Below are 17516 nucleotides of genomic sequence, written 5' to 3'. Positions count from 1 at the left end.
AAACCTTCTTCGTGCCTTCGCAGTCGCCACACTCGAACCAGACTTCTCCGTCGAGGCCGTAGTCGATCTCTCGGTACACGCACTCCATGCACACGTCACCTTTGTACGTCTGGGCGTAACCGGTGCCCTCATACTCGAAGTTGAGCGACTCTCTCGTGTAACTACCCTGCGGACGTCCCTGCTGTAGATCTCGTCCCCCAAAGCCTCCCCGCCCGTCGCCGCCGAGTGGGCCACCTCATGAAAGTAGTTGGCTATCGGCAGCAGTCGCGGCTCCTCCTCCCACGCCAGGCATCGCATGAGGCCGTCATGAAAACGATCAGAGGCGTCACCCTCTTCTCCCGAATCGGCCGGACGCCGTACTCCACCGCCTTCCGCCCTTGCTCGTGGTACTCGGTGCCGGCGGCGTAGGCGATGCCGAAGAGGAACGCGGCGGGGAAGGCCGGATGCCGCGAGAAATCGTCGATCAGAGGAATGATCGACCAGTGGTTGAGCAACCTGCGCCGCCGCCGCTCCGGCCTCAGTCCGCAGAGGCAAGCAGCACCGGCCGAATTCGGCCTGTAGCAAGGCGAGCCCACCACCCCGAACAACGATCGGCGCCTGCAGGGGACGAGAAGTTCAAGCCAATGGCCGGAACCGCGACCTGGTGAAGCCGCTCAGCATGCCCACACTGCACAGAAGGGAGGAACCATCCGGCCCGGCGCAAGAGGGGGCGTACATGGCGGCCAAACGCAGAAGCAGAACTGCCCGCAGACTCCGCACCGCCCGGTACAAGGCGGCAGCGGGCGCGCTCGCTGCACTGATCCTGCTGGTCTTGCTGCGACCCCTGATCTGGCTGTATATCGGCTCAGTCCTGGCCGCCGCGGGAGTCGGCTGGATGGCCTGGCGGCTATGGCGCACTGACAGGCTGCTGCGCAGCAAGGACGCCACGTGGAGACGGCAGGAGCAGATCGCAGCGGGACAGCGGACTCTGGCTGTGATCGACACACTGTCCGGAACTCAGTTCGAGGAAGTGGTCGCAGAGTTGTGCCGCCGTGACGGCTGCACACAGGTACGCACAGTCGGCGGTACCGGGGACAACGGAGCCGATGTACTCGGTCGACTGCCAGACGGCCGGAGCATGGTGATCCAGTGCAAGCGATACGCACCCCACCGAACGATCGCCAGCCGCGAAGTACGCGATCTGCTCGGAGCGAAGGTGCATTTCGCTGCCGATGTGGCCATCTTCGTCGCCACCACACGCTTCAGCCGCCAGGCTGAAGCGTTCGCTGTCGGCCACCAGATCCTCACACTGCACCGTGACTTCCTCGGCCTGTGGAACAACGGGACACCGCTGTTGTCGCTGGCCGAAGTCAACGGACGCGGACAAGGAGGAGCCAGTCACCGGTCACGCTGGAAACAGACCTACTCCAAGTGACCTCATGCCGGGCCCGTGAGCGGCGAGACGGAAAGACGGAAAGCCTGAGCGAGGAGCCGGACGACCGCGCTCGGAGAAGTTCATGCACATCGAGTCCGCAGGGGAATGACCGCTTGCCGAAAAGGGTGCGTCATCGGACTCGGGAATGCGGCGGAGGGTCCTCCGGTGCGAACGGCTGGGCAGGCGGCAACTGTTACGAGGCCCATCGGAAGCACAAGGGGCGGATATCCTCGTGGCCGGACCGCGGGAGATCCTCGCGAGGGGTAAGGATGCAGATCAAGCCGCGCCAGCACCTGCTTGATATATGGCAGGCGGTGTCACGCCATTCGTTTGAGACGGTGAATGGGACTGGGGTGAAGGGGGAGGCTTCAGTAGCGTCGACGACGCGGAGCGGCCGGTCCGACACCGCGTTGGCACTCATCCTGGGGGTCCTGGCCGAGCTCGACAGCCTGGCGCGGGGCAGGCGCGCCGCCTTTCGGGGGAGTGAACGGTGATTGTCTTCTCTGCTTCGGACAAGGGCGGCACCGGCCGCTCGGTCACCAGCGCCAACATCGCCTTCCGCCGTGCCCTGGCCGGCGACGACGTCTGCTACCTGGACTTCGACTTCGGCTCACCCACTGTCGCGGCGATCTTCGACGTACCGAGCGCCTTGGGCGGCATCGGCCAGGGCGGCCTCCACTCCTACCTCCAGGGGCAGGTGCACGAGCCGGTCCGGCTGGACGTCTGGGCGCATACCGAGCACCAGGCGCTGCGCCGCCGGCCCGCTGGCTCCGGCAGCCTCGAATTCCTCCCCGGCGACCGCAGCGGCGGCGAGTTCGCCGTCGACAACGACTCCGTGATCCGCTGCATCGACCTCTTCCTGCGGCTCCACAGCGAATTCGACGTGGTGCTGGTCGACCTCAGCGCCGGCCGCAGCTACGCAGTCGACCTGGCACTCGAGGTCACCGCACGACCCGAGTTCCACGGCATCGGCGCCCGGTGGCTGATCCATCACCGCTGGACCCACCAGCACGTGGTCGCCGCATCAGGGTTCGCCTTCGGCCCACGCGGCATCCTCAGCGCCGGCGCCGCCCGCGGTCACGACGTCGAGCAACTGCGCGGCAACATACGGTTCGTACGGGCCGCCGTGCCCGACCCTGAAACGCCGCCGTGGTCCTTGGCACCGCCCTCCCAGTCCGCGTGGATGCGCGCATGCGACGAAGGCCTCCTCCGGCTCGCCGCCGACCGCGGCGTCGGCTACAGCGCGATGCTCGGCTCCGTGCCGCTCGAACCCCTGCTCCAGTGGCGCGAACAGCTCATCACCGACGAGGACGTGCTCTCCAGCTGGGTCGCCGGACCGGAGACGCTGAAGGCGTTCCAGGACCTGGCCGGAAAGCTCACCGACGACGACGCCTGGGGGATACCGTGACCGACGCCGCCGTCTTCAGGGAGACGACCGCCGAGCCGCGCACCCAGGCGCTGCCCCTCGCCCATGTGTCACTGGAACTCGGCCACCTCTCCATGGAGGACTTCGAGGCTGGTCCGGAACGGCTGCGCAAGCACCTCGCCCGGGTCCGGCCCTGGGCCGACACCGCGCGCACTGTTGCCGCCGCCGGCGGCCGCAGGCCCCGGGTGAGCACCTGCTTCCTGGTGGACGAATACTGCACCTCCTGCGCCACCCCCGCAGCACTCCTTCCCGTCCTGCTCGCCGAGGCCGAACGGGCCGGCCTCGTCATCGACTACCTGGCCCGCGAGTCCGGCTGCGCCGTCGCGGACGGCGTCCCCGTCGCCGAAGGAGTCCAGGCACGCCTGGTCGAGTCGCCGCCCCCTGGCAGTGACGGCTCCCGGCCCCCGGCCGGGCAGACCGGCTGGCTGGCCAACGGCCGCCGCACCCCGGACACGCGCACCGCCGCGGCGATGGCCGATGCCGCCGACTGGCAGCCGCCGGCCGAGACTACCGCTCGGCGCCACTCGGTCTTCCTCGACGCCGAACTCTGGGACGAGCGCGACGGCCGGCGCGTCTGGTCGTGCTCGTTCTTGGCCGCCGTCTGGCAGCTGGCCAGGCTCGGCCTGCTGCGGCACCTCGGCGAACCTGTTCTCCAGCCCGTGCAGTGGACGGTCGGCGAGGACTTTCCGAACGACTGGGACGCGCTGCCGCCCGTGACCCGGCTCAACCCCTCCGCTGCGCCCTTCTCCGCCTACCGCACCTGCTCCGTCCTGCCGTCCCGCCTCCTGCCGGTCGAACATGCGGTGCGGGTCGTCCTCGACCAGGTGGACGTCGAGCCGCACGCTCTCAACCAAGTCCGCGAGCGCGCCCTCCGCGAGGGCCTTCCGGTACCCGAGGAGATTTCCGACCGCATCTCCTATGTCTTCCACGAGGGGCCCTGACATGGCCGGGCCCGCCGCCACCGGCGAGCGCACCGAGCAGAACTCGGAGCCGGTGCTGGTCTTCGGCGAGGTGCACACCTGCCTGCTGCCGCACCGCCAGGCACTGACCGGGTGTGACGCCGCCGATCTGTTGCGGTGGCGGGCAGACGAGCGAGTCCTGATCTCCGAGCGACCCAACCTGTACATCCGGTCGTCCGACGTACCGACCGGGGTCGACTGCCACCTGCCCTCCGCCTCCGGCGCCAAGATCCGTGCCGTCGGCACCGTGACCGCCCGCGCCACGCTCACCGAGGGCCGCCTGCTCCAGGTCGGCGCCCACTGCACGGTCACCGCCGACGGCCCCGGCCAGCGCCGCCGCTGGGGCCACTACCTGGCCCGCACCGGCGTCCTCGAGCCGTTCGGCACGCTTCCCGTGCGGGATGTCGCCGACGGCTGCCTCGGCGACGGACCCCGCCCCGGTGACCTCGACCTGGGAACGATCGTCGGCCGTTCGCTCACCCGGGTGCTGCGGAACCCTGCACTCGACAGGCAACCGCCGTTCAAGTCACGGACCACTCGGCTGCGTTGGGTGGCGCTACGGGCCGCTGACGGCGAGGGTCCCGTTCTGCAGCAGTTCACCCTCGCCGGGAACGGACTGCGGACGGCGGAGCTACGGCTGCCCACGGACATCCCTGCCGTCGCCGCCGCGGGGCTCTGCCATGACCTTGCCCTGCACGACTGGCTGCTCACCACCCTCGTCAGGATGGTAGAGCGCAGCCGGCTCGGCTCGACCGACGGGCGAAACGCGCTGACGGCGCTGCGCCCCGCCGTCGACCACCTGATGCACCTGTGGATGCCGGCAGCGCGCGTGGACCAGCCCCTGCGCCCGCTGTGGGAGGTGTTGGAGCGTGAGCCCGGATTCACCAGGCAGTGGCAGCTCCTGGTGCAAAGGATCAGGGACCAACTGGCCCTGCAGACCGTCACCGAGCTGCCGCCCTGACCGCCACCGACGGGCGGGCTCTGTTTTCGGGTCCGGACGCGCACCATCCCTCCGAGGAGATCACGACACATGGCTCGACCGTCGAACACGCCTGATGCCGCTGCACTTCCCGTTCCGCACCGCCCGCCGATTCTGCTCAGGACACTGAACGCCGTGCTGGTCGGGGGAGTCGGCTACCTGCTCACCAGCCTCACCGAGCAGCCCGAAGTCTGGAAGCTGACCGTCTCGACCCTCATGGGCGGCGCGGCGCTGATGGTCCCGCTCATGAACGGCTTCACGAGCCGGCTCACCTCCGTCGAGGAGACGCTCGCCACGCACACCTGCGAGATGAAAGAGATGGTGACGGGCGGCCTTGCCCGCCTCAACGAAATCACCGAACTCTTCGACCTGGTCGATCGTTCGGCGTTGCCGCGGGAAGCGGTGGCTCGGCTGGTCCGCAGTGCGGCGACCGCCGGGACCCTCGCCCCGGCGATCGTGCAGGACTTCGTCCGCGTGGAGATCATGCGGCTCGCCGCACTGATGGAGGACCTCGGCCAGGAGGTCGCCTACCGTGAGGGAGACCACGACTGGATCATGACGCTCACGGGTTGCGCCGCCCTGACCATCGACGCCACCAGCACCTGGGGCGAAGCCGACCGGGACCTCTGGAGAAGCGAACTCGGCGCCCGGTACCTGTGCGCGCAGCGCGACGCGATCGAACGTGATGTGCGGATCCGGAGGCTGTTCATCATCGAGGAACCGGAGCACGACCTCCCCGAACTGAGTCGGCTCCGCGCGGAACAGCAGAACATCGGCATAGACGTGCGGGTGCTGGCCCTCTCCGGACTGGCGCCCAAAGTTCGGCTGGCCGGGATCGACGACTTCATCGTCTTCGACGAGTCGCTCTCCTACGAGATCAGCTTTGACCTGCGTGGAGTCGCCGCCAGGACGGCCATCGACCTGCACTCCGACCGGATCGCCCACCGCGTCCAGCAGTTCAGGACGCTTTGGGAGGCCGGCCAGTGAAGGACGGCGGCCCGGCACCAGGTTGCACACCGGGGGAGGGGGACATGCAGCACGGACAGGTGCGACCTGCGGTCGAGAGGGACCTGCCGGCCATTGCGGCCCTCGAGGCGCACACGTTCCCCGGCCTCAGCTATCCCTACTTCACGCTGCGCCAGCTGTTCGACGTCCACGGCCGCCACATGCTGGTCGCCGCCGACGCCGGGGGGCTGTACGGCTACGTGCTCCTGGCCGGCGACGGCAACGGCCGGTCGTGGCTGCTCGCCCTCGCGGTCGACCGAGCCCACCGGCAGCAGGGCCACGGGCGCCGCCTGCTCGACGCCGTGCTGGACCTCGCGGACGACGACCGGGAACCCTGCGCGGTCCGGGTCAGCGTGGCGCCGGACAACCACCCCGCTCTGCGGCTGTACCAGGCGGCGGGTTTCCGCCTCGCCGAGCAGTACCGCGACTACTTCGGGCCGGGCCAGGACCGCCTGGTGATGGTCCGTGAGGCACACCGCCGGATCCAATAGCCCGCGCCTGCCCTCACCCGGCAGGCAGCCGGGCCATCACAGCCGAGCACAATGCTCTCGCCCGGCTGTCGGTGTAGCCCCGCAGTATGCCGACCGCCTCACGCCGGTGCGACGCCGCGGACGGATCGCCGGTCCGGTCCAGGGCAGTCGCCAGGTTCTCCAGCGCCCCCGCAACCTGCCAGTCGTCGCCGAGCTCCCGGAACTCCGTCACAGCTAGGCGGTGGAACCGCACGGCTTCCTGCGGCCGGTCCAGCGCCTGGTAAGCCAGCCCGGTCACGTCGAGCGCCGTCCCCTCCATCGCCTGGTCACCCAGGAGCCTGCCGATCGACGCGGCTCGCTGAAGCGCGGCCAGCGCGGCCTCGGCCCGGCCTGCCGAGAGGCAGATCCGACCGAATTCGGTCTCGCACTGGCCTTGGTAGATGACGTTGCGGGTCTCGTACGCCAGGTGCAGAGCCTGGCCGATGCGCCGGTCCGCGTCGGCCAGGAGGCCCGTTTCCCGGTCGATCGTCGCCTCGACCCACAAACATTCCGAGCGGGCTCCGGGGCTCTCGTCCTCACGCAGCTGCCGGAGCGTGGCCGCCACGCACTGGCGGGCCTCGCTATGGGCACCCGCGTCGAGCAGCGCCTCGGCCCGTCCGATGAGTCCCCATACGATCCACAGACGCAGCCGCAGCCGTCGGGCGATGCCCAGCGCTTCCTGGTAGGACTCCAGGGCTTCGTCGAGTCGGCGTCCCAGCCGCAGCGCGTGCCCCAGCATGACCAGCGCGGCGATCGTCTGCCACGCGTCGTCGACCTGCCGGGCCGCGGCCAGCGCCGCGCGGCTGTGCTCGACGGCCTGCGTGACACGGTGCGCCTGCCGGTGCGCGATGCTCATGCCAAGGAGAGTGACGGCTTGGCCGAGCAGGTCCTCGGACCGCCGGGCGGCCAGCAGCGCCTGCTCGGCCATCGGCAGCCAGCCCTGCACGGGATGCCGGTCCAGGAAGGGCGTACGCAACAGGGCCGGCAGCTTCCACGCCACCTCATGGAGGCCGGCCTCGGCCGCCGTCCTGCTGACCGCCACCAGGTTGTCGGTCTCCACGGTGAACCAGGCCATGGCCCGCTCGTAGTCCGAGACGTCCGGAAGCCCCGGCAGGTCGGCCCGCGCAGGATGCACATGCCAGTCGTCGGCGTACTGCGCGTCGTGCACCTCAGCCGCTGCCGCCATCGCCTCCAGGTACCACTCGCAGAGCCGCCGCACCGCGGCCTTGCGGCCTTCCGGCGTCTCGTCGCTCACCGCCTGCTCGAAGGCGAAGGCCCTGAGCAGGTCGTGGAACTGGAAGCGGTCGTAGGCGGACGCGGAGATCAGATGCGTGCCGGCCAGGGAGTCGAGCAGCCGCCGCGCGGTGACGGTGGAGACGCCTGCCAGGGCCGCCGCGGCGTGTACCGAGAAGTCCGGCCCGGGGTGCAGGCCCAGCAGCCGGAACATGCGGGCGGCGTCGCCGCCCAACGCCCGGTAGGACCAGGCGAACACGGTGTGCACCGCGTCGCTGTCGTCTTCCTCGTCCGCCGACAGCGCTATCCACAGGGAGGACTCGTCCTGCAGATCGCTGATCAACTCGCTGAGCGGCATGTGCGGCCTGGCCGCCGCCCGCTCGGCCGCGATGCGCAGCGCCAGGGGAAGACGCGCGCACAGACGGGCGAGCTGGATCAGTTCCGGTTCGGGGTCGGGGCCGCGGTGGCCCCGGGTGCAGTCCCGTAACAACCGCACGGCTTCGTCCTCGGCGAGGACGTCGAGGTCCAGCCGGTGCGCGCCGTCCCGGGCCACCAGCCCGGACAGCCGGTCACGACTGGTCACCAGCACCATGCAGGAAGCGGTCCCGGGCAGCAGCAGGCGCACTTGGCGTACGGCTGCGGCGTTGTCCAGGACGATGAGCATGCGCCGCCCGGCCAGCAGGGACCGGTACAGCGCGGCCTTGTCCTCCGTGTCCTCGGGGATGGCTCCCGGAGCGACCCCCAGCGCGCGCAGGAAGCGCTCGAGCGCCTGATCGGCGGTGACGGGCGGTCCCGCGTCGTAGCCCCGGAGATTGACGTGGAGTTGGCCGTCGGGAAAACGGTCCGTGACCCGGTGCGCCCAGTGCGTTGCGAGGGACGTCTTGCCGACGCCGGCGGTGCCGGCGATCGTCGAGATCACGACGGTCTGCGATCCCTCGGCGCCGCGGGTCAGGATGTCGTCGAGGCTGTCGAGTGCCGCCTGCCTGCCGACGAATCCCCTCACGTCTGCGGGGAGCTGCCGTGGGCTCTGCCCCAGCGCACGGTCCGCGTGGTGGAAGTGGATCCCGCCCGTGACGTCGCGCGCCTGGACCACGTCCCAGGCGTTGCCGGACAACTCCGAGCGCGTCGTCCCGGACCGGTCGGGACTGCTCCCGGCCCGCCCTTCGGCGCCCTCCATCGGCATGGCCTCCCGGTCGCAAGCAGCTGACCACCGCCCATGCGGAGTCCTCCTCCCAGTCAACCAGCTCAAGCGCCCATCGGCGGGCGTATGCATAGTATTTGACCGACCGTCGATCTGGCCGGGATCGGCGCGAATCCCTAATCTGGAGCGGTGGCTCTCACAGCGGATCTTGAGGTCGTCGTGGTCGGGCACGGGGTGGCGGGGCTGACCACCGCACTGGTGCTGTCGGAGGCGGGACGGACGGTCACCGTCGTCTCCGACCGCGTACCCCAGCGTACGACCTCGGCGGTGGCCGGGGCCTTGTGGGGGCCGTACGTCTTCGACGATCCCCGGGTGCTGAACTGGAGCCTGCACAGCCTGCCGGACCTGACGGCGATCGCCGCCGACCCGCGATCCGGCGTCCGCATCGTCCAGGGGATCGAGGCCTCGCGCGAGCCGGCGGAGCCTCCCGCCTGGCTGCGCTCGGTGAGCGGGTTTGCCACCTGCGGCCCGTCCGAACTGCCGTCCGGGTTCGGCTGGGGATGGACCTACCGGGCACCGATCTTCGAAATGCCCGTCTACCTCGACTACTTGATGAACCGTCTGGTCGCGTCCGGAGCCACCGTCCAACTGCTGGATGACCCGCTGCACGAACTGGACCAGGCGCTGGACTTCGCTCCGGTAGTGGTCAACTGCACCGGACTGGGGGCCAGGGACCTGGTCGGCGACCGGGAAGTGACGCCGAGCTGGGGCCAGTTGGTGATCACGGAGAATCCCGGGATCGAGGGATTCTTCTCCGACTTCCCCGAGAGCGAGGACCCCACCTACTGGATCGCCCACCCCGACCACGTCGTCCTGGGCGGGATGGTCAGACCCGGCAGAGGCGACCTGCTGCCGGACCCGGAGGCCGCCGAGCGGATCGTGGCGCGCTGTGCCGCCGTCCTTCCGGAACTCGGTCGCGCCCGGGTCAGGGAACTCCGGGTCGGACTACGACCGGTGCGGCCGCGCGTCCGCCTGGAACGCGGCACCCACCACGGCTTTCCCGTGGTGCACAACTACGGTCACGGAGGCTCGGGCGTCACCCTCTCGTGGGGTTGCGCGCGGCAGGTCCAGTCCCTGATCGGTTGAGGAGAGGAACGCCATGCCCCTGTCCCTGCCGCTGGACGCCGAGCGCTACCACCCAGACCCGCAAGAACCCGTGGACCGCTGGTTCCAGACGGCGAGCGCTTCCAACGTCCGCACGACCATGGAGGTCGTCTCCGACATCGTGGGCCCGTCGTGCAGCGCCGTCGTCGATCCCTTCGCCGGCGGGGGCAGTTCGGCAACGGCGGCCCGGCTGATGAACCTGCCGTTCTTCGGGATCGAGATCGACCCCGTCCTCGCCTGCGTCAGCCTGGCCAAGAGCCGGGCCACCGTCGGCCATGCCCGAATGCTGAGGCGACTGCCACCGATCCGTGACCTCAAAAGCCTGCTGTCGGTGCTGGCGATGCTCCCCGTGTGCGGCAGCGCCGACGAGGTGACCGTCGCGTCCTGCCTGGCCATCGTGCTGGCGCTACGGGCCTCGCGCGGTACTCCGCTCGGGTACGAGGAGGTCGCTGGCGATCTCGCGCGCCACCGGCCGCCCGCTGCCACCGGCCGACTGGTGTGCGCGGACGCAACAGCCCCGGCCGGCTGGCGCGCCCTGCAGGTCCCGAAAGAAGGCGCCGTGCTGTACACCTCGCCACAGTTCGGACGGCGGTCGCCGCTGCTGGGCGCCCCGCCGCAACTGACCGCCTCTGCCCGCGACATTCTCGCCGCGGCACACGCCGACTACGGGCGGGAGACGACCCTGGAGGAGGCGGGCTTCACCGCAACCACCGTGGCCACGCTGCGCCAGTCAGCCATGATGATGCAGCGTGCGACGGTGGTCATCGAGCACGAGCCCGACGACGACGGACACGACGCGACGGAGGAGGTCCTCGAACAGGCCGCCGCGGCGCTGCCAGGACGGGTATACGACGCACGGGTCATCACCTGCGGACAGTTCACCTGGCGCGGACCGCTGTCCCTCATCGTCTTCGATCTGCGCTGACGACGCGATGCCGTCCTCGACCGCCGGCGATTCGCCCCGCTCCCGGCCGAAGCGATGACGGCGACCAGGGGCCGCATGCCACAGGAGGGCACATGAACGAGCAGCTCATCGTCCTGGTGACCGGAACGACCGTGGTGCCACCGGAGGCTCGTCGCCTGATCACCGACCGTGGGTTCGCACTGCGGGAGGTCACCGACGACCACCTGAGCGCGGACGGCCTGCATGCGGCGCTCGATGGCGCCTGCGGGTATCTGATCGGCGGATACGAGGAGCCCGAACCCGCCCACTTCGAACGGGCCGCAGCCCTGGAAGCCGTCGCGTTCGTCGGCACCGACTTCCAGAGCTACCTGCCCGGCTGGCGCACGGCCTACGACCTGGGGATCGCCTTGGCGAACACACCAGGCGAGAACGCGGCCTCGGTCGCGGAGTTCACCGTCCTGCTCGCTCTCACCCTGGCCCGCCCGTTCACCGACGCCATTGTGAGAACCCCGCATTCCCCGGCCGCCCCGATCACCGCGGCTGCACCTCCCGAAGGCCGAGAGCTGGGCGGTCGCACCCTGGGAGTGGTCGGAGCAGGCAGGATCGGAGCACGCGTCGCCACAATCGCCCAAGGCCTGGGCATGAGCGTGCTGTACACGTCCCCGCGGCGCAACCAGGCGCTCGAGGCCGCCACCGGCATCGCCTACACCGACCTCGACGGCCTCCTGTCCCGGTCCGACGTGATCAGCCTGCACCGCCCGGGGCCCACTGCGGGCGAACCGCCGCTGCTCGGCAGACGGGAGCTGGCGATCTGCAAGGACGACGCCCTGCTGGTGAACACGGGCCATCACGACCTCGTCGACCCTGTGGCGCTCGCCTGGGCCGTCGAGCACAAAAACCTCCGGGCCGCAGTGGACGGCCTCGGATCCGGCGACGCCTGGGCCGCGCTCACAGCGCTCGGCCCGCAACGCTTTCTGTCCGTCCCCCAGATGGGCTTCCTCACCCGGGACGCGGGCCTGCGCGCCGGCATGCGCGCCGCCCGCGCGGTATGCGACGTGCTGTCAGGGACCGGTTCTCCCGACGTTACCAACCCCGACTTCCGCGAACGCCGGGCAGCCGTGCAGCACGGCGGCAGCGCATAGCGCCCAGGAGCCGAGGCGGGCCGAGCCGCCGGACTCAGCAGGGCGCGAACGGCTTGGTCCGGTAAGGAGGTGCGGCCGCCGAGCCGGCGGAACCCGGCGGCACCGACCTGGCGTACATCCTGTGCAGCCACCGGTCGTGGCCGTCCCAGCGCGGCGTGAATGCCGTGCGACCGTGGACGACACGGGTGTTGTCCAGGACCAGCAGGTCACCGCGGCGCATCCACACCGTGTCGGTGACCTTGTCCAGCGCCTCGGACAGCGCCTGCAGGGCTCGACGAGTCGACGGGCTGCCGGGTTCCAGCAATTCGCGGTCGAAGGCGAGCCGAGGATCAGCGGGATCACCGTCGACGACCAACACGTGCGCCTGCGGGCTCGATCCGTCCGGGTGGCGGAAGGCCAGGTCCGTGCCGCATGCCAGACGGTGCTCGCGCAGGATCTCCAGCTCGGCGGCCCCGAGCAGCGGCAGCGCGGCCCGGGCGGACGCCACCGTCGTCCCGGCAGCGCCGTCGTGGTCCCCGCGTGAGCACGCGAGCAGCAGGAAATCTGGCCGCCACCGGTGGTAAAGCATTTCCGAGTGCAGGGACAGGGGAGTGGCCGAGCTCTGTGCCGACAGCGGATGGGCATGCGGCGACGGATAGATGTCCTGAAGCAGACTGCCCGAGTGCAGCTCGCGGTAAGCGGTGGGCACGCCCATCGCCGTGCATATCGCCACGAGCCAGCCTTCCATGGCAAGCAGCGGCCGCTCGGCCGGGGCAGGCCGGCTGTCAGGCGTACTCGGCAGCGCACCAGGGGCGCAGGGTAGATCCGTCAGGTGAAGGTAGCCAAGGCCGTCCTGCCCTGTCCTCAGCGCTTTCAGACGCTCCAGAAGCGGGCCCGGCAGTGCGGCAGCCACCGTGGCGGCGGCACGGACGAACGCCGCGACGTCGAGACGCGGCACCGCGGGCAACGCCACTGCCAAATCCTCGAGTCGGTCGTGCCATTTCCTGCACGACATGTGTATGGAACGCCCTGTTGCCATGGCCCGTCACTCGGCTCCCCACGGCACCAGGGAGTCGTAGAACCGGCAGCGCGCGTCGAGCGCCGCACTGACGCCGTACTCGATGTCCGCCTTGTTCGACGGGGTTTCCGCCGCGGCGTCGATCAGCGACTCGAGGAGTTCGGTGTGCCGGGTGTCGGCCTTCATGTTCTCGGTGAAGTACGAGAGGTCGGCCGCCGGGAAACGGGACCGGATGGCGGCTTCCAGCGGGCGGAATTCGGCGAGCGACAGATATTCGTTCGCGTAACAGAAGGCTCCCACGCCTCGCCAGGCACTCGACGTCGTGAGGTCGCGCTGCGTCGTGAGGAACGCAAGCGTCCCGTCGGTCGCAGGGCAGTCGAGTCGGTCCCTGCCGACTCCCATCGACTCGAGCAGGTTGTCGAGCAGGACGGCGTGGGCCTGGTCGGGATTTCCCTCACCGAATTCCTCCCACAGGTTCTCGGCGAGCACCGTCCTCATGCGGAAGTCATCGGCGCACGAGATCAATAACCCGATGGACCGGGGGAAGGCGTACGACACATGGCGTTCCTGAAGCCCCCAGGCGACAAAATGCTCGGGATCGGCCCTGCCGGAAGCCACCAACGCGAGGAACGGGTGGCTAAGCACCCTGTGCTGATCCACGTAGCTCCGCAGGTGTTGCGATGTTGCGTATACGGCGTCCACCTTCGTGGTCTCCAATCGGCTCAGCCTTGCGTCGACGTATCAGCCCCGGGGGCGGGTGATGGCGGAGGCGGTGCGGGGGTGTTGAAGGCCAACCCGGAGCAGTCCCGCCCTTGCACCAGGTGCCCGGACCGGGTGCCGCCGCCGCTGACCATGTCGTGGACGTCACCGTCGCCGGGTCGCAGCAATCTCGTCTGTTCATGCCACTTCCGCCGGTCGGCGGAGAACTCCGGGGCCGTCGCGGCGCGCGTCGCCAATGGACTGCTCAACGCCGGTGTACGCGCCGTATCTCCACGGTTCCCCTGAAACGGGATCGGCTCCGCCTCGCCGGTGCTGACAGCCGGAGCCTGCGCGGATGCGTCGTGGCCGAGCGCACCGGCGGCGCCTCCTGCCAGTTCCGCGGGCGCTGCTGCCGACACCGGACCCATGCCTCCACCGCCCTCGGCGTTCTGCCCGATTCAGGACTCGACACATTATCGGCCCGGCGATGCCTCACGGGAGGTAAGTGCCGAATTGGCGCATTCTGTGGCCCCTCGCCTGTACCCGGCGATGCCACAGTCTTAGTCCAGGAACTGCCCCAAGAGCGGTCTGGACCGAGCAACGCGAAGCAGACGTCACCCACAAGGCACTTTTCCGCCGCCCCGAGATCCCACCAACAACAGGTGCCGTTGGGGTGTCATGCAACCGTGGTTGCTCGTACCGTGTCCACTGTTGGTGAACGGATGCGTGCGGAGGGTGGTCGGGGGATGGATCCGGTTGCGGTGGCGTTGTTGGCGGCGATTGCAGGCGGGGCCGGTGGTGAGGCGGGACGACAGGCGTGGGCCGGGCTGGGCGCCCTGGTACGGCGGCCGTTCCGCCGCGGCAGCGACGACGCCGCGGCTCCTGCGGTGAGTTCCGGGGAGCTGGAGGTGGCGGCGTTGGGACAAATGCCGGCTGATCCCGCCCGTGCACAGGCGCTGAGTACGGCCTTGGCGGTGCGGGCTGCCGTGGACGCCGACTTCCGCTCTGGGCTCGCCACCTGGCAGGAGCAGGCCAAACTGGTACGCACCGGCGACGGTGACGTCAGCAATACCATCAGCGGCGGGACTCAGCACGGGCCGGTCATGCAGGGCCGTGACTTCTCCGGCATCTCCTTCACCAACCCGCCACCTCCGGCGCCGCCCGCGCAGGCCTGAGCCACCGTGGCCGAGGCGCAGCCCGTTGCGGGGGAAGCTGCGACCGGCGAACACGCACCCCGAGGCTGCAACCGGCAGCTCAAACGGCGATGTTCCTTTCCGTCTTCGCCTGTACGAACCCCAATCCGGCCTCCCGCGCCTACTACGGCAAGCGACGCGCCCGCGTAAAACCCACGCCCAGGCCCTCCTCCGCCTCGCCCGCCAACGCATCGCGGCCTGTTCGCCATGCTCCGAGCATCCCCGGGTTGAGCGGGGGGAGGATGTACGAACTCCGGCTCCCTCAGAGCTTGCCTTCCATGAGAACCGTGCGATGCCCCCCGAGCGTGCGGGAGAGACCTTCGAGGAACCCGGGGCTGAAGTCGGGCCAGTCCCAGAACTCGAAGCCGAGATACCCGAAGGCGAAGTAGTCGTCCGACCAGGTCCACGCGGTCAGGTCACCAGGGCACCGACAATGCGGGCAGGCGACTGCCGCGCTGCCTGTGTCGCTCCAGGCGTTGATGGCCTCACCGAAGGGTTCCCACGCACCCTCGATCTCCTCCAGCCGGTCGGTGTAGAAATCCGCCCGCCCTGCACAATGGGGGCACACCGCGAACCTGGGCTCGCCCTGACCGCAGTTGAATACGGTGCGGCCGGTCTCGATCCTGAGTCCGTCGCTGGGCTCCCAGTCCTCCTGACCGACCGCCTTGGCCCAGGAGGGACCGGGCGGATGCCCCGATGGCGCCCCGAGGACACAGTCGGTGAGCTCGGCCCGAACTATCCCTTCCCTGACCAGCCAGTCGAGTCCGCTGTCTGCCAGGGTGCGGGCGTCCGCATGCGTGGCGTCGAGGTCGACGACGGTCTGAAAATAGTTCCCCATGAGGCAACAGTAGAAGCAGCCACCGACAGCATGTCACCGAACCCACTCCACCTTCGGGAAGCTGCTGTTCAGCGCCGTGTTACGGGCGTCTGATAAATCCTGACCATGACGTTCTTGGCGGTGGTCGAGGGTGATGCGGGCGGATGGCACGTCGATCGGCGTGCGCTGACCGAGGCGATCCGTGCTCGGTGGGCTGAGGTCGGGATCGATTCGTCGGCCCGTAGTGCAGTGCGCAGTCTTATCTGGGGGCTCGATACGACGATCGGCCCGGGTGAGGCTTATCTGCACGAGGACGGTACCTGCCTGTACATGGACATGTGGGAGGAGGACGCGGTCTGGTTGGTGATCGCCTTCCGCAGGCTGACACCCATGCATCTCGACCTGGTGTTCTGCGATGAGGGCTACACCTTCGACGTGCGCGTGCCGGCCGGGACCACCGAGGCGGAACTGATGGCCCTGATGAGGTCCGCGGGTTGAGCTCAGCCCACGGTGCCAAGGTGGAGGACCAGGACGGCCTTCACGGTGTCGGTGATGCGGGTCGTGCCGCACCGGAGTTTCCGCAGCAGGCGCCACTGATTCAGGGCAGCCATGGCCTGCTCGCCCACCGCGCGGATACGCGCATGGGACAGATTGAAACGGCTCGCTGACCGGTGGAGAGCTGCCGCGTTTGTGCGCTTTGGCCCGCCGACGGGCCGCACCGAGGCCGCAGCCCGGTCACCAGCACCCTTGGCCCAGGGCCCGTTACACCTTCGGCTTCGACGCCCGTCTCCTGGTGCCGCTTCACACCGTGTCACCGCTGTGGCTGTCGGACCGGGTGAAACACACGGTCAGCGGCCTGCCTCACAAAGCCCCGGGGCATGCTGGCATGGCGAAGGAGTTGGCATGAGTCTCTACAGCCGCATCACCCAGGTCGCTGTCCACCTGCCTGACGGCCGCCAGAGCGCGCGAGCTATCGAGGACCGGCTGCGTGAGCACAGCCCCGGTGTACGGGTTCCGGCCGGCTTGCCGCGGAGGCTCTACGGGCTGGAAGAGCGCATCGTCGCCGCGGACGGCGACTTGCCCTCCAACCTCGCCTCCCGTGCCGTCGCCCGTGTCCTGGCCCAGGCGGACCTCGAACCGGGCGAAGTCGACCTGCTGCTGTTCGCCGCTGTCAGTGCCGATGTCCAGGAACCCGCCAACGCCCACATCGTCGCCGCCCAGACCGCGCTGTCCTGTCCGGTCTTCGACGTCTCCAACGCCTGCAACAGCGTCCTGAACGCCCTGGACGTCGCGGACGCCTTCATCCGCGCCGGCCGTTACCGGCGGATCCTGATCGCATGCGGGGAAACCCTCAGCCGCCTCAGCCGATGGAACCTGACCCCCACCACCCTGCGGACCGGCCTGGCCTCCCTGACCGGCGGGGACATGGGCGCCGCCCTCCTCGTCGAAGCCTCCCCCCGGCCGGGCATCATCGCTCACACCTTCATGGCCAACTCCGCGGGTTGGCCGGCTGCCACCCTCTTCAACCCCCACCACGCCCCCGACGGCCCGCCGGGACTGCACATCGACTCCGAAAAGCTCCTCGCCTCCTTCCTCGGCATCGACACCCGCGCCGCGCAGTGGCTGAAGGAACAGCACGCCGATCCGAACGAACTCGGCCTGGTCTGTCTCCACCAGCCGTCCGTCCCCTTCGTCCGCACCTTCTGCGAACGCCTCAGCATCCAGCCCGACATGGTCGTGCCCACCTTCCACCGCTCCGGCAACATGGGCGCAGCCACCCTCCTCCTCCAACTCGACCACGCCGCCGACCAAGGTCGGCTACGCCCGGGCACACAGGTGGCCCTGTTCGGCATGGCCAGCGGCGCCAGCGGCGGCGTGATGCTGATCAGCTGGTAGACGCCGTGGTCCACGCGCTCGCACTCGTGACACCAGGA

Annotated in this window: 16 protein-coding genes and 2 pseudogenes; 13 read left to right on the top strand and 5 right to left on the bottom strand. The window is 69.5% G+C overall.

Annotated elements, in window-relative coordinates; genetic code table 11:
• Positions 1–715: 715 nt before the first annotated feature.
• From AB0K36_RS07130 to AB0K36_RS07105, 6 genes are all read left to right on the top strand, one after another.
• Positions 716–1414: a restriction endonuclease gene (locus AB0K36_RS07130; RefSeq protein WP_364589428.1), complete on the top strand. Its 699-nt coding sequence runs from the start codon at positions 716–718 to the stop codon at positions 1412–1414.
• Positions 1415–1904: 490 nt separating this feature from the next.
• A complete protein-coding gene (locus AB0K36_RS07125; protein WP_364589425.1) occupies positions 1905–2822 on the top strand; it encodes an SCO2523 family variant P-loop protein in 918 nt (305 codons plus the stop codon).
• Positions 2819–3781, top strand: coding sequence for an SCO2522 family protein (locus AB0K36_RS07120; RefSeq protein ID WP_364589422.1), 963 nt, complete (start codon positions 2819–2821; stop codon positions 3779–3781). Before AB0K36_RS07125 ends, AB0K36_RS07120 begins: the two co-directional genes overlap by 4 nt.
• A gap of 1 nt (position 3782) precedes the next feature.
• Complete coding sequence (locus AB0K36_RS07115; RefSeq protein ID WP_364589420.1) at positions 3783–4760, top strand: SCO2521 family protein; 978 nt, start codon at positions 3783–3785, stop codon at positions 4758–4760.
• 153 nt (positions 4761–4913) lie between these two features.
• Positions 4914–5765, top strand: coding sequence for a DUF6879 family protein (locus AB0K36_RS07110; RefSeq protein WP_364589417.1), 852 nt, complete (start codon positions 4914–4916; stop codon positions 5763–5765).
• Between the two features lie 44 nt (positions 5766–5809).
• Positions 5810–6274 carry a GNAT family N-acetyltransferase gene (locus tag AB0K36_RS07105; RefSeq protein ID WP_364589414.1) on the top strand — a complete coding sequence of 155 codons (465 nt, stop codon included), beginning with the start codon at positions 5810–5812 and terminating at the stop codon, positions 6272–6274.
• Positions 6275–6287: 13 nt separating this feature from the next.
• Here AB0K36_RS07105 and AB0K36_RS07100 read toward each other — a convergent pair whose 3' ends face one another.
• Positions 6288–8702 carry an ATP-binding protein gene (locus AB0K36_RS07100; protein WP_364589411.1) on the bottom strand — a complete coding sequence of 805 codons (2415 nt, stop codon included), beginning with the start codon at positions 8700–8702 and terminating at the stop codon, positions 6288–6290.
• Positions 8703–8855: 153 nt separating this feature from the next.
• Between AB0K36_RS07100 and AB0K36_RS07095 the strand changes: the two genes are divergently transcribed.
• The 3 genes from AB0K36_RS07095 (at position 8856) to AB0K36_RS07085 (ending at position 11876) form a co-directional block, all read left to right on the top strand.
• Positions 8856–9812, top strand: coding sequence for an FAD-dependent oxidoreductase (locus tag AB0K36_RS07095; protein ID WP_364589408.1), 957 nt, complete (start codon positions 8856–8858; stop codon positions 9810–9812).
• Between the two features lie 13 nt (positions 9813–9825).
• A complete protein-coding gene (locus tag AB0K36_RS07090) occupies positions 9826–10755 on the top strand; it encodes a hypothetical protein (RefSeq protein ID WP_364589405.1) in 930 nt (309 codons plus the stop codon).
• A gap of 92 nt (positions 10756–10847) precedes the next feature.
• Entirely contained in the window at positions 10848–11876 is a 1029-nt protein-coding gene (locus AB0K36_RS07085; protein WP_364589402.1) for an NAD(P)-dependent oxidoreductase, read from the top strand.
• A gap of 34 nt (positions 11877–11910) precedes the next feature.
• Here AB0K36_RS07085 and AB0K36_RS07080 read toward each other — a convergent pair whose 3' ends face one another.
• Together AB0K36_RS07080 and AB0K36_RS07075 are read right to left on the bottom strand one after the other, a co-directional pair.
• Complete coding sequence (locus AB0K36_RS07080) at positions 11911–12828, bottom strand: TauD/TfdA family dioxygenase (protein ID WP_364589399.1); 918 nt, start codon at positions 12826–12828, stop codon at positions 11911–11913.
• Between the two features lie 72 nt (positions 12829–12900).
• Positions 12901–13590: an iron-containing redox enzyme family protein gene (locus tag AB0K36_RS07075; protein WP_364589396.1), complete on the bottom strand. Its 690-nt coding sequence runs from the start codon at positions 13588–13590 to the stop codon at positions 12901–12903.
• A 728-nt stretch (positions 13591–14318) separates the two neighbouring features.
• On the opposite strand from AB0K36_RS07075, the gene AB0K36_RS07070 reads away from it, so the two are divergent.
• Both AB0K36_RS07070 and AB0K36_RS07065 read left to right on the top strand, forming a co-directional pair.
• Positions 14319–14747: a hypothetical protein gene (locus AB0K36_RS07070; protein ID WP_364589393.1), complete on the top strand. Its 429-nt coding sequence runs from the start codon at positions 14319–14321 to the stop codon at positions 14745–14747.
• A 39-nt stretch (positions 14748–14786) separates the two neighbouring features.
• A pseudogene (locus AB0K36_RS07065) lies at positions 14787–14996 on the top strand (IS110 family transposase); the annotation flags it as partial.
• A 31-nt stretch (positions 14997–15027) separates the two neighbouring features.
• Here the strand turns inward: AB0K36_RS07065 and AB0K36_RS07060 are convergent.
• Positions 15028–15603 (bottom strand): hypothetical protein, encoded by a 576-nt coding sequence (locus AB0K36_RS07060; protein WP_364589391.1) that lies wholly within the window; start codon positions 15601–15603, stop codon positions 15028–15030.
• Positions 15604–15708: 105 nt separating this feature from the next.
• Here AB0K36_RS07060 and AB0K36_RS07055 point away from each other — a divergent pair, with 105 nt between their 5' ends.
• Complete coding sequence (locus AB0K36_RS07055; protein WP_364589388.1) at positions 15709–16080, top strand: hypothetical protein; 372 nt, start codon at positions 15709–15711, stop codon at positions 16078–16080.
• A gap of 2 nt (positions 16081–16082) precedes the next feature.
• Here AB0K36_RS07055 and AB0K36_RS07050 read toward each other — a convergent pair.
• Positions 16083–16235 (bottom strand): annotated as a pseudogene (locus tag AB0K36_RS07050) (IS5/IS1182 family transposase); the annotation flags it as partial.
• A gap of 250 nt (positions 16236–16485) precedes the next feature.
• On the opposite strand from AB0K36_RS07050, the gene AB0K36_RS07045 reads away from it, so the two are divergent.
• On the top strand, positions 16486–17478 hold the full coding sequence (locus AB0K36_RS07045) for a 3-oxoacyl-ACP synthase III family protein (protein WP_364589385.1): 993 nt from the start codon (positions 16486–16488) through the stop codon (positions 17476–17478).
• Positions 17479–17516: the final 38 nt, after the last annotated feature.

It is taken from the genome of Streptomyces kurssanovii (genome assembly GCF_040677245.1).
In the GTDB taxonomy this organism is placed as follows: Bacteria; Actinomycetota; Actinomycetes; order Streptomycetales; family Streptomycetaceae; genus Streptomyces; species Streptomyces kurssanovii.
This window is presented reverse-complemented; position numbering and strand designations above follow the sequence as displayed.